This is a genomic window from Bacillus bingmayongensis, from assembly GCF_000299035.1.
Taxonomy (GTDB): domain Bacteria; phylum Bacillota; class Bacilli; order Bacillales; family Bacillaceae_G; genus Bacillus_A; species Bacillus_A bingmayongensis.
This window is the reverse complement of sequence record NZ_JH921525.1, coordinates 21,145-33,783: the sequence shown is the minus strand read 5'-3', so window position 1 is coordinate 33,783 and position 12,639 is coordinate 21,145. Positions and strand designations below refer to the sequence as shown.

9 protein-coding genes and 1 pseudogene are annotated in these 12,639 nt (G+C 34.6%); 3 read left to right on the top strand and 7 right to left on the bottom strand.

The annotated features are described in order from the left end of the window. The first annotated feature begins 162 nt into the window (after positions 1-162). The gene (locus tag Y7E_RS0127750) at positions 163-798 is read left to right on the top strand and encodes a Type 1 glutamine amidotransferase-like domain-containing protein (protein ID WP_017154444.1); all 636 of its coding nucleotides are present in this window, start codon (positions 163-165) and stop codon (positions 796-798) included. A gap of 287 nt (positions 799-1,085) precedes the next feature. On the opposite strand, the gene Y7E_RS0127745 is transcribed toward Y7E_RS0127750, so the two are convergent. From Y7E_RS0127745 to Y7E_RS30495, 5 genes and pseudogenes are all read right to left on the bottom strand, one after another. Continuing rightward, positions 1,086-1,298, bottom strand: coding sequence for an alpha/beta-type small acid-soluble spore protein (locus Y7E_RS0127745; protein ID WP_017154443.1), 213 nt, complete (start codon positions 1,296-1,298; stop codon positions 1,086-1,088). Between the two features lie 819 nt (positions 1,299-2,117). Then, a complete protein-coding gene (locus Y7E_RS0127740) occupies positions 2,118-5,075 on the bottom strand; it encodes a Tn3 family transposase (protein ID WP_017154441.1) in 2,958 nt (985 codons plus the stop codon). A 21-nt stretch (positions 5,076-5,096) separates the two neighbouring features. Beyond that, on the bottom strand, positions 5,097-5,651 hold the full coding sequence (locus Y7E_RS0127735; protein WP_017154440.1) for a recombinase family protein: 555 nt from the start codon (positions 5,649-5,651) through the stop codon (positions 5,097-5,099). Positions 5,652-5,992: 341 nt separating this feature from the next. Beyond that, entirely contained in the window at positions 5,993-6,532 is a 540-nt protein-coding gene (locus Y7E_RS0127730) for a hypothetical protein (protein ID WP_017154439.1), read from the bottom strand. A 170-nt stretch (positions 6,533-6,702) separates the two neighbouring features. Beyond that, positions 6,703-7,814: pseudogene (locus Y7E_RS30495) on the bottom strand (NADH:flavin oxidoreductase). Between the two features lie 127 nt (positions 7,815-7,941). Here Y7E_RS30495 and Y7E_RS0127720 point away from each other — a divergent pair. Then, complete coding sequence (locus Y7E_RS0127720; RefSeq protein WP_017154437.1) at positions 7,942-8,430, top strand: MarR family winged helix-turn-helix transcriptional regulator; 489 nt, start codon at positions 7,942-7,944, stop codon at positions 8,428-8,430. 20 nt (positions 8,431-8,450) lie between these two features. Here the strand turns inward: Y7E_RS0127720 and Y7E_RS0127715 are convergent, their stop codons facing one another. After that, positions 8,451-9,344, bottom strand: coding sequence for an NAD-dependent epimerase/dehydratase family protein (locus Y7E_RS0127715; protein ID WP_017154436.1), 894 nt, complete (start codon positions 9,342-9,344; stop codon positions 8,451-8,453). A 320-nt stretch (positions 9,345-9,664) separates the two neighbouring features. On the opposite strand from Y7E_RS0127715, the gene Y7E_RS0127710 reads away from it, so the two are divergent. Then, positions 9,665-10,828: a homing endonuclease associated repeat-containing protein gene (locus Y7E_RS0127710; RefSeq protein WP_017154435.1), complete on the top strand. Its 1,164-nt coding sequence runs from the start codon at positions 9,665-9,667 to the stop codon at positions 10,826-10,828. Positions 10,829-11,137: 309 nt separating this feature from the next. Here the strand turns inward: Y7E_RS0127710 and Y7E_RS0127700 are convergent, their stop codons facing one another. Beyond that, positions 11,138-12,574: an IS4 family transposase gene (locus tag Y7E_RS0127700; protein ID WP_017154433.1), complete on the bottom strand. Its 1,437-nt coding sequence runs from the start codon at positions 12,572-12,574 to the stop codon at positions 11,138-11,140. Positions 12,575-12,639: the final 65 nt, after the last annotated feature.

Here is a 12,639-nt window from a genome sequence, read left to right as displayed (position 1 = left end):
CTCCATCTCTTTATGTCTTCGGAAACTTTGCAACAGAACCTTTTATGAGAATATTGACGTAAATATCCTGGTGAATTCTTATAAATAATATCAGATTACTATTTTTATTTGTTTAATAATCAAAAATGTATGAATAATGTCTGATAGAAAGTAGGAGAGTTTATGGGAAGATTTATATTCTTGAGTGATGTTGAGAATGTGCATTCTAAAATCAACAATTATATAAAAGATAATATTGATAATAAAAAAAAATCAGTTGCATATTTAAGAGCGAAATCTGATGAAGAGAACAAGTACTTTGCTAAAGTAAAGAATTACTACAATAGTATTGGTATTGAAGAAATAAGATATTTTGATCTCGATAAAAATTATTCTGAACAGGAGATTAGTAACATTTATAATTATTCTGCTATTCATTTGTCGGGTGGTAATACCTTTCAATTTTTGGATAGATTAAAAGAGGAAAAGATGATACAACCTTTAATAAATTATAGTGAAAATAAAGGACTTTTAATTGGTGTTAGTGCTGGTAGCATTATAATGACTGAAGAAATTTCTGTAGCAAATTATCTTGATGAGAATCATGTGAAGTTAGATTCTTTTGATGCATTAAATTTTGTGGATTTCGCATTTTTACCTCATTACAATATTTTAAACAAAGATAGTATTAATTTTAAGTTGAGGGAATACTCAAAAAATAACAAAAATATTATCTACGCATGTTGTGATGGCAGTGGAATCATTGTCAATAACAAACAAATTGAGTTAGTTGGAGAAGTGGTAGAATTCAGTTTTTAGACTAGTCTATTTTTAGTAAATAATAAGAGGATAAATAGAGTTTTATAATAGTCTGTTTCATGCAAGTATAAGTGATTCTTATGGATATTTGATGAAACAACGAAAGAGTCATTAATGCACAATACAATCGTTCATTTGGTTCTGGTGCAAAGATAAAATGAAAACTAACAAAACTTCGCAATAGAACCTTTGAATGCTTATCGTGAAGTATCTAAATTTATAAACTAAATACAGGTAAAAAAATATATGCTACAACTTACTGTAACTTTTAATAACTTTAGGTGAAATTAATGAGTAAATCCTCCACCAAGTTGTTGTTCCGCCATAGCTACTAAACGTTTTGTGATTTCACCACCAACAGAACCGTTTGCACGAGATGTTGTATCTGGACCAAGTTGTACGCCAAATTCTTGTGCAATCTCATATTTCATTTGATCAATTGCGTTCTCAGCACCTTGAACCAATACTTCATTAGTATTTCTGTTATTCTTTTTAACCATATGTATCACCTCCTACGGTTTTAATATGCTACGAAACATGGAAAAATACTTATTCCTTTTTATGGTAAATGAATGTTTGAAAGTTTCTGTTCCAATTCAATAAGAAAAACAAAAAGAACTTGTAGAAATCACTACAAGTTCTTTTTGAGATAATGTTAATAAGGGACAAACAAACTATTTCAACAGACACAATAGGGAAACTACTTAATGACTGGTGTGACAATTTCATTATATAACAAATATTAACATTTTAAGATTTTAATTTTGAATATTTTGTGAATTAAGGAAATGGAACGATTTATTGTATTTTATTCCTAAAAAAATCCATTCGTACATTTCGTGCAAAACACTTTAAATCAACATCCATATCATAATAAATTAGTAAAAATATATGTATAGGTAAATAGAGAAGAATATGGGATTCTTACAGATAAATCTATATTTATATTTGAGTTTAATTAATTATAATAAAATGAATTTATTGTTATAACCAAATATAATTCTTGAATATATGTAAGTTACTGACATTCTGACTATGCATTTTTGAAAGGGGTTAAAATTGTATATTTTTTTACAAAATGTAAGTTATAATTTTTTTGAAGAGCAATCTGTAAGTCCAATTGAAATATGTGGTAAATTTACATGGGATATGAAATGCATATTTGAAAAGAGATAATACACTTAATGAAAGTGCTCTTATCTCTTTTTTACTTCTATTATAGGAGTACCGCCAACATTTTGACATAAAACCCACGTTAATACATTTTTTACCATATAAAAACCCGATATCCTTTACTCTAAGGGTACCGGCTCAGGAGTTTATCGATCTAATGGTCTTAAAGAGTTGAGTCCTGTCATTTTTTTTATGTCAAAAGTATACTCTCCTAAGAAATTAATGTGTTCCCATCCTAATGGTGAAATATGTTTTATCATTTGCTCTCGTAGTATCCCTTTTTCACTTAGAACTTTTGTTGCTTCTGTGAGATAAACTGTATTCCATACAGTGATAGCATTAATGATGATATTTAATGCACTTGCACGTTGAAGCTGGTCTTGTAACGCTCTTTCCCTGAGTTCACCTCGTTTTCCAAAAAATAAGGCTCGTGCTAAGGCATTCATAGCCTCCCCTTTGTTTAACCCTCGTTGAATTCGACGACGTATTGCTTCATTTGAAATATAGTCTAATATGAAGATTGTTTTTTCAATCCTACCCATTTCACGGAGTGCTGTAGCCAAACGATTTTGCCTTGAATAGGACCCCAACTTTCCCATAATAAGTGAACCAGAAACTTTCCCTTCCCGAATGGAGTGGGCTAGACGTAAAACATCATCATAGTTTTCTAGAATAACCTTTGTATTAATACGCCCTCGTAGTAATTTTTCTATTGTTGGAAACTCACCAGGTTTATCTATTACATATAGTCGAGTATCAGACAGATCTCGAAGGCGAGGTGCAAAACGAAAACCAAGTAGATGGCTCAGTCCAAAAACTTGATCGGTATACCCAGCCGTGTCTGTATAATGTTCTTCAATATTCAATTCAGATTCATGATGCAGCAATCCATCTATCACATGAACTGCGTCACGAGCGTTGGTATTAATGACTTTTGTGTAGTAAGAAGAAAACTGATCACTTGTAAAGCGATAAATCGTAGCTCCTTTACCAGAACCATAATGAGGATTTGATTCTGCATGTAGAGAAGACACGCCAACTTGTACTCTCATACCATCTGAAGAGGAAGTACTTCCATCTCCCCAATATGAAGATAAAGCAAGCTGATGATGGAAATTCACAAGTGTTGCCTGAGCTTTATTCATCGCATCATCATAAAGACGCCACTGAGAAGCATGAGCCATTTGGTGATAGGTAATTCCGGGTGTAGCATCTGCCATCTTTGTTAAGCCAATATTTGTCCCCATCGCCATTAGCGTGGCCAATAAGATCGACTTTTCCTCTCCTTTGGGAGGACGGCTTGAAGAAGCATGAATAAATTGTTCATCAAAACCTGTCCAACTTGCAACTTCCATTAGCAGATCCGTTAGTTTTATCCGTGGCAACATGCTGTATAGGGATGAACTAAACGTCTTGGCTTCTTCTGGAGTATCCTTTTCGAGACGATCAATGCGAAATTTCCCCTTATCTATACTGACACCCTCTAGTTCATCAACGTTATCGGACATGGCTTGCAGCCGTTTTCGTAGAGAATCCATTCTTTCGGTCAAATATTCTTCAGCAGAACTGCCTACAGCAAGGCGATTATGATGTAATCCAGTTTCTAACCATTCTTCTTTTGGAATTAGATACTCTTCAAAATCTTTATGTTGTTTACTGCCTCGAACAGATACATCTCCAGATCGAATATGATTTCGTAATTCAGTTAATGCTGCCATTTCATAATAATGTCGATTGATGCTTCCATCCTCGTCATGTACGTGTTTCTGCCACCGGTTAGAGACAAACCCAAGAGGAGCTCCTTCTGGAACTTTTCGTTTACCTGAATCATTCATATTTTTAATAATATCTAGTGCTTCTATCAATGGTTTTGCTGATTGGGTCGATTGAAATTCTAGTGATTTAAGTAAGGTAGGCGTATATTTTCGAAGATAAAAAAATCGTCTTTCTAAAAGATCTAAATAATCATAGTCGATAGGACGTGATAATTGTTTGGCCTCTTCCACCGATGCAATCATTTTCTCCCAGGACATGACGGTTTCCAATGTAGTAAACGGATCCAATCCTTCATTTCTTGCCTTTATTAGTGCAGCACCGATGTCAGCAAACTGTATGATTTTTTCATTAATTGTTTTACCGTTTTGTCTCTGCATTTCTTCTTGGGCCTTACGGCCCTTTGACTGCAAGATCATAATTTGGCGATCGTGGATTTCAATGGCTTGATCAATTAAGTCTTGACTGAGATTTAAGAGATAAGCCACAAGAATGGCATATTTTTTAGACTCATTAAATCTTCGGAAGGAATGAGGTTCATATCGCGCACCTAAACGCGACAATTGAAGAAGCCTGTTCGGGTGTATGTCATTACAATCAATAGATAACTCAAGTTTTTTCACATACTCTAATCGTTCAATGACTTTTAAGAAGGCATCAGGTGAAGATTGTCCTGGGATTTCTTTTAACCAAGCAAGAGGTGTTTTTCCACTATCCAGAGTAGGCTCCGTCATTAGGATCAAACTTTCCTTTTGCAAAGAGGATAGAGACCGCGATAATATCTTATATATTTTTTGTTCAGCTCGATGACGTGTTTGCCAAACCAGACGTTCAATAGTTGACATAGCTGGAAGAATAATTTTTCGCTTCTTCATTTCTTCGATAGCCGTCCTAATCAAATACATTGAGTTCTCATTTTCCATTGCATGACTTAGTAAAGAAGAAGAGATGTTACGATACTCTCTTGTTGAGAAGTTCTTATAACCATACTCTTTCCGAATTTCAACCATATGTTCATGCTTAGTTTGTTCCCGTTCGGCATATGATTGAAATTCCAAGGGATCAACCTTAATTTGATTGGCAATAAACCGTAAAACTGACTTAGGTATTTCTTTAACATCCGATAATGTCCATCCCGGAAAGCGAAACAGACATAACTGAACGGCAAATCCAAGTCTATTATAGTCTCGTCTTCGACGTTTAATCACTTCTAAATCATGTGGTGATAAAGTGTAGGAGGTAGCTATTTCCCACTCACTAATATCAGCTGGAATTGTCATGAAATCTATGCGTTGTTCAGGTGTAAGTAGTTCTCTTGCTCTCAAATACAAGATAGTGCCTCCTGTTCATTTCTATATACGTTCTATAGCTCGATACAACACAGATTTACTAACACCAGTCATATCTGAAATCTCTTTTATACTGTACTCCTTAGAAGCATGTAGTTTTAATGCTCGTTCTACTAATTTTGGATCCTTAATTGGTCTTCCGCCATTTCTACCTCTAATTCTTGCAGATTGTAATCCTGCTTTAGTGCGTTCACTGATGATATCCCGTTCTAACTCAGCAATACTTGCCATGGTACGGAAGAAAAAACGACCCATTGCAGTTGACGTATCAATGTTGTCACTTATAGAAACAAAATTCACTTTTCTTTCCTCAAAGGTTTCTGCTAATTCAATTAAGTGCTTGGTAGATCTTGAGATACGATCTAGTTTATAGACAACCACTGTATCTCCTTCACTTATTGCTTTTAAGAGTTGCTCTAATTCTAAACGCTCTTTTTTTGTGCCCGTCATTTTTTCCTTGTAGATAACAGCTGCACCAGCTTTTTGTAAGGCATCCATTTGTAATTCTAAATTTTGATCTTGAGTAGAAACTCGGGCATATCCAAAAATTTTCCCCATTCTATCCCCTCCTGAAGTTAATTATTCCCTAATACGGATGTACCGTCAATTTTAGGGAAAAAGTTAAAGGGAATAGTTTAGGGAACGGTAAACAGTTCAAAACTATGTAAATATAAGCGTGCAAAAAAATTCCCTAAAACGTTCATTTTAGGGAGAAATAGCGTTAGAAGAATGCAGCTTTACAATATCAAGAATATCTAATATTAAAAACCCAATTTCTCAATGTTATAAATGAGAATTTACTTCAAAATCTCGCCCCTTAAATAAGAAAGTATAAAGGGAAGCTAACACTTAAACAATTTATAAATAAAAATAGTCATTTTAAAGAATGTTGTGATAAATTAGTCCTCGAATTTTATGAAATCATCATAATTATGTCGGATAAAATCACATATTCTCTTAATAGTAAAAGGAGCAGTTTTGTTAAATTTGATATGCAGAGGATTAATCGATGCATAAAGCTCTATACTATTGTCAAGGTCCTCACGAGTAACAGCGAATTCATCTAGAGTGTTAGGACAATTATGTCTTTTGAGAACTACTTCGGTTTCTTCTAAAAGTAGGTACATAGATTCGTCCTTAAAATACTGTAATCCAGCTTTGATTGCTGACCAAATTTTAGGTTGGGCCATAAAATAGGCACTCCACCAATAGAACTCCGCCAGAGATTCACTTGCATGGTCATAATACACTTTAAACACAAACAACACTTTTTGGCCTTTGGTTAGATCTTTATAAAAAAGTTCTTTTGAAATGGAGCTATTCTCTGGTTGTTTAGCCATTCTTTTTTTATATTCTAGAATCAAAGGTTTAAAACAAGCATTAAGCAAGGCTTCATCAACTAAGGAATCGAACTCTTGTTTTTTCATCTGTACTATCATCAATTATCACTCCTTTAATCAATATACAGTAACTAAAAAAAGAATCAGGTGTAGTATATACAATACTTTACAGTCCTTTTTAATAAAGAGAGATTCAACATTTTTCTTAACTTACGTTTCCGTGTTTTGCTGTTAGGCCCCTCAATCTAAAGAAGTTATAGTATAGGTTTTTAAAATAAAATTTTTGAAGACTCAGCTGTAAAAGGTACCAATTCTTCCACACGACCATTGCGGATCTTATCTACCCAAGCTGGATCTACCAGTAAAGCGCGTCCCACAGCTACTAAATCGAATTCTTCCCGTTCAAGCCTCTCGATCAATCCATCAATATTGACATTTTGAGCTCCTTTGCCTTCTGCAAAAAAACTAATAAACTCTGTATCAAGACCGATCGACCCAACCGTAATGGTCGGTTTCCCCGTCAGTTTCTTTGTCCAACCTGCAAGATTAAGAGGTGAACCTTCAAATTCAGGTTCCCAAAAACGACGGGTTGAACAATGGAAAATATCTACTCCAGCACCTACTAAAGGAAATAGAAATTGAGCCAATTGCTCAGGGGTTTCGACCAATTTAGCCGAAAATGGTCTTCTCTTCCATTGCGAAAAACGGAATATAATAGGAAAGTCCGATCCAACGGCACACCTGCACGCCCGAATAATCTCAAAGCAAAACGTGTACGATCAATAAAGTTACCACCGTAATGATCGTTGCGTTGATTGGTTTTCTCCCAAAAGAATTGGTCAATTAAATAACCGTGTGCCCCGTGGAGTTCAATTCCGTCGAAACCAAGCCTCTTAGCATCCGCCGCCGCCTGAGCAAACGCCTCCACCACTGCATCGATTTCTCGGTATGTCATAGGCTCATTTACTATAAGGCCTTCATCAGTTAGTCCCGATGGGCCAATCGGTAAGGATTCTGGATTTGGCGGCTTACCAATACTACGCTGTGTACCAACATGCCAAAGCTGCGGTATAATCCGACCACCTGCTTCATGCACTGACTTCACAATCTTTGCCCATCCGTTTAATGCTTTGTCACCATGAAAATGGGGGACGTTAGGATTTGATGATGCAGCCGGGTGATTAATCACCGTGCCCTCGGTTACGATCAGCCCTACGCCATTTTCTGCTCGGCGCCTGTAGTAATTTAGAACATCATCACCTGGAACCCCGCCTGGTGAAAATGCTCGTGTCATTGGTGCCATGACAATACGGTTAGATAGTTTCATATTGCCTAATGTAAAAGGTTGAAACAATGATTGAACAGAGTGAGCCTGATTCATAAATACCTCCTAATGGCTTAGTTTATAGAAAATAAAGTATTAAATGTTGCATTTCATGATCTCTTGACAAAATAATTAATTTAGTAAATAATTTATTGTTATAATAAAGTGATGGAGGTAGAATTGGATGAGTACAGACAATAACAATCTAGATATTAATATCGATAACATAACAAAAGAACTTGCTCTCGCATTCGGACAGTTGAGACGTGTTGGGCATGTATTCAATCCCTCTAATGGTCTCAGACAGAGCGAATTAAACTTGCTTGTTTACCTGACCTATCTATGTCCACCAGGCACAACTGGCATCAAAGTTTCTGATTTAAGTAAACAGCTGAAAATCACCTCAGCAGCTGTGACACACGTCATTCAATCACTTGAAAAAAACGGGTATATTACACGCACGATGGATCCCAGTGATCGACGCTCTATTCTTCTATCGGCCACCAAAGACGGACACGATTTTGTTGAAGCAAGAGAGAAAGAGCTGTTTGAACGTTTTCATCATTTGAGCGAACATCTAGGTGCTGATGATGCGCAACAACTCATACGGATTTTAACTAAATCTATAAGATTCCTTAGCACTTACCAAAATAGTGATGAAGTAAAACCATAGTCCGATTACAGACTATGGTTTTATTTAGGGTTAACTTGGTAAGACCCCTCTTCGATCTCTTTGAGAATCGAGTTAGCATTGGGTCTCCATTGTAATTGTTGTTCTGCTCGTAATCCAGATATTCTTTGATTAATACTGGACCCCCAAGCAGCAGGTCCAATTGCTTTTACTGCTTCTTCATAACTCCAAGATTCTATTTTATCTACACCTGCTATTTTTCCAACAGATGTCATAAGCTCTTTGGTCGTAATTAATTCACTGGAAGTTGCATTAAATAGCGAACCAGGTTTTGCCTGCGAATAAGCGCATACATAAAGTCTTGCCAAATCATCGATATCAATTGTTGACCACGCGTTTTGTCCATCATTAATATATTTTGCAGATTGAGATAGCTTCGCTCTTTTAATAGTTGCTTGAATTAACCCGCCTCCACGTCCGTAAACTAGAGTTGGTCGGATTACGATAGTACGGATATTACGTAGAGCAGCTGCCAGCACTTTTTGTTCCTGATCCACTTTCCAATGCAAAAAAGGTAAGGGATTCAAATTTGAGTCTTCATCAACAACATTCTGAAAAGTATCGTTATAGATTAAGGTTCCACTTGTATAAATGAATGGTTTACCAGTATCTTCTAAACCTTCTAACATTGTATTAACTGAGGATACGTCAAGCATTTCCATATCCGGGGTATGCGATATTGCCGTATGAACTACTCCGTTGGCTTTCTTTACACTTTCCTCTAGCAAAGATAGATCCGCAAGACTGCCTATAATCGGGGAGATTCCCATTTTAGCCAACTGCACGGCTTTCCCTTGTGATCTTACGAGTCCAGAAACCTGATACCCTTGAGATAGAAAATGTTGAGCTACTACTGATCCGATATACCCTGTAATTCCTGTAATAAATACTTTCACGACAAACCCTCCTTTGAATATATTTAATTTACTAACTAAATTATTATATATATTATTTAGTAATTTTATTTTATTGTCAATACTTGGGTAAAAATTAAAAATAAAAACTGATTTCCCTTATCGTAAGAGAAATCAGTTTTCATTTTTCAATTATTGTCTTAGCGTGGGTTTTATGTCAAAATGTTGGCGGTACCCCTAATTATTAGAAGAAACTCCGTCTAGAAATTGTTATATTTTGGGACAGTTGGTATAATTTATTTAAACGTTACGTTTTGTTTTTAAGGTGAAGACTATCAAAATATTTGGTGGTGTAGAATTGTATGAAGTATTCTGATAATGAATTAATTTGTATACTACAACAAACAGCACAGAAGTTAGATAGAGGTCCTAAAATTAATGAAGTGAGTCAATCCCATACAATAATTAAACGATTCGGCTCCTGGAATAAAGCGTTAAAAAAAGCTGGAGTATCTATTAATAAAGAACGATCTTATACTCACATTCCAGATAATCAACTTATTTCTATTGTGAAAAAATGGATTGAAAAACATAACAAAATACCCACACGAAAAGAATGGGATGAATTAGATAATGTTCCGAGTCCAGAAACATATAGAGTACGTTTTAATAAAACTTGGTCTGAATTCCTTGAAATGATTGGATATGGTAAAGCTAAAAAAAATCATTATCGCTTTAAAAATGCAAACATTACTAATGACGAGATTTTGCTGCAATTCAAAAGCGAAATCTGTAATATTCTAAAAAAGACCAATAAATCAATTACAACAGAAATATACAATGAATACAGAGATCCTAATTTTCTTTCTTCTCATGGTTTACTATATCGTTTTAATAAAACTTGGTCTGAACTGTTAATTTTAGCTGAATGCCCTAAAACTCGAATTAATAAATACAAATTTTCAAAAGAAGAGTTAGCAAGTGTTATTAGAGAAACTGCTATTAAATTAAATAAAACTCCTTCATTAGCTGACTTACAAAAAGCTGGAATACCTGAAAGTCAGATATATAGTTTGTTTAAAACATATCAAGATGCATTAATTTACGCTAATATTGAAGTTGTATTTTCAAAAATTGATAAAGTAACAGAAACACAAGAAGAACTTTTAAAACTTTATATAGACTTCTGTGAAAAAATAGGAAAAGTGGCTAGTGCAAAAGACCTGGATCAAAGCGATGAAATATATAATGCCAATGTGTTTTCAATAAGGTTTAATGGATTAAACAATTTAAGGAAACTAGCTAATTTACCAACTCGTATAAGAGCAAACTGTAAATACTCTAAAAAGGAATTAAAGAGAATTCTCATTTCTTTATATAAAGAAAAGGGTAGAAGGCTCAGATATAAGGAATTGTTAGAGCATAAATTATATACTACAACTATTATGCGGTATTTTGAGACAACTAGTATGAATAGTGTTTGGAATCAAATTGAAAGAAATATGTTTGAGATTACTAATATATAAAAAAAGGCTTATTGATAATTGTATCGATAAGCCTTCTTTTTTTGTTGTAACTAACTTGCTTTTAAAGAAAAGTCCAGAAGAGTTTTGAAAACTAAGGCTTCAGCTTTATTTTCTTTAGCGACCTTTTCTATATGTTCCTTCAGTTGATTTTCGGTTAATGTTCTATTTGGGGTCACCATACATGCCCATCAACTTAAGAGTTGAAACAAAATGAACTTTCGTTCAAATAAACTAAAAAACTCTTAAAACACTTTTTCTCCTTAAAAATGAGCATGCCAAATAAACCTAGGTAGATATTATTTTTAAAGATTATGCAGCTTTCTTTTGTTTTCTAAATCCACTATACTCATAGATAACACCCATAATATCAAAGACTGTTTTCTTCTCATATCGATGAGATTTCCGCCCGTTTTTCTGTAGTAGGTGGAATAGGCGGATTAGAATCTTTGTTACTTCTTGGGTGTTTTTCTGTATAGCTTGATACAGAAGATATAAATAATCTTGGATCATCCCTATTGCCTTATATTCGCTTAATTCTCTTTTTTTCTTTTGTAAAAGAAGTTGACGCATTTTAAACATAGTAGAGGAGCACAGGAAGATAGCGATTAGCTTTCCATATAGTTGGCACTCTAATCGTTCTTGTTTTACATTACGATAATGATCTATTTTGAAGAGTGATTTCCACGTTTTAAAGACAATCTCTATTTGCCAACGCAAAGTATATAACTCATGTACCTGTTCCATCGGAATCCATTCCCAAGGTGTATTCGTCACGTACACGTTTAATCCCGCTACAACTTTACTTTTCTCTGAGTACGTTCTATTTTTGGATTTTTCTTTTTCCGCGATCTTCGTTCGTCGTTTTTGAAGTTGCTTTTCTGTTAATCGACTAAAAATAACACGCGCAAACAGTTGCTGTTTATCACCAATATAAGCATGCTTTAATTCAAATGTTTCTCCGGGCTGTAGTTGGTTTAAAAGCTGTTTCACATCGATTTGTATGTATTCCGATTGTTTCTTAATAGCACCATTTTTAAAGTATTCTGGATCTGGATTTTTCACATATACATTCGTATTTAATTTTAAACGAGAAATATAGTATGTACCTCGTTGATCCATTTGATCTAAGTCTTCCAATGAAAAATAACCCAAATCACGAATACATAAATCTCCTGGTCGTAAGGTATCTAAGCAATCCGTACCAAATGTTTTGTCATTATTTTTCCCTGGTCCAACTTGAAAGTTAAGAAATTTCCCACTGTGCAGATCATATTCTAATTGAATTTTGATTCCGGCTGTTTGGGCACATCCTCCAGATCCTGGATATGTATTCTCTAAAGCATTTGGCACTTGAAATATGGTGGCATCTAGGATACGAATCCGCCCAAAATAAGAGAAAAGATGGTTAGAAATTTGTGTTTGTTCACAGACTTTTTGTTGTAACAGTAAAGAAAAAATATGTTGTAAAAATAAAACTGCCTTTGTATTTAAGCGTTTATTTAAGCCCTCAGGGCTAAGTAAAGTGCCTGTCGCAGCATGAAGCCTACTACATAATCGGACTAAGGGATCACTTGCTACTCGTTGACTGATCCAAATACAAATCGTAGCTAAATCTGATCCAGAAAACTTACGTTTTCGCTTTATAAATCCGATTTCTCTTGCAAGTTCTTCTAAAAATACAGGTGTAACATATCGTTGTAATTCTTCCGCAAATGGTTGTAATTCATCTTGAATTGAGAGATTCATAAAAAACGTCATCCTTTCTGTAATTTCTAAAAAAAATATAGTGTTTTTTTCGTTATATGGATACG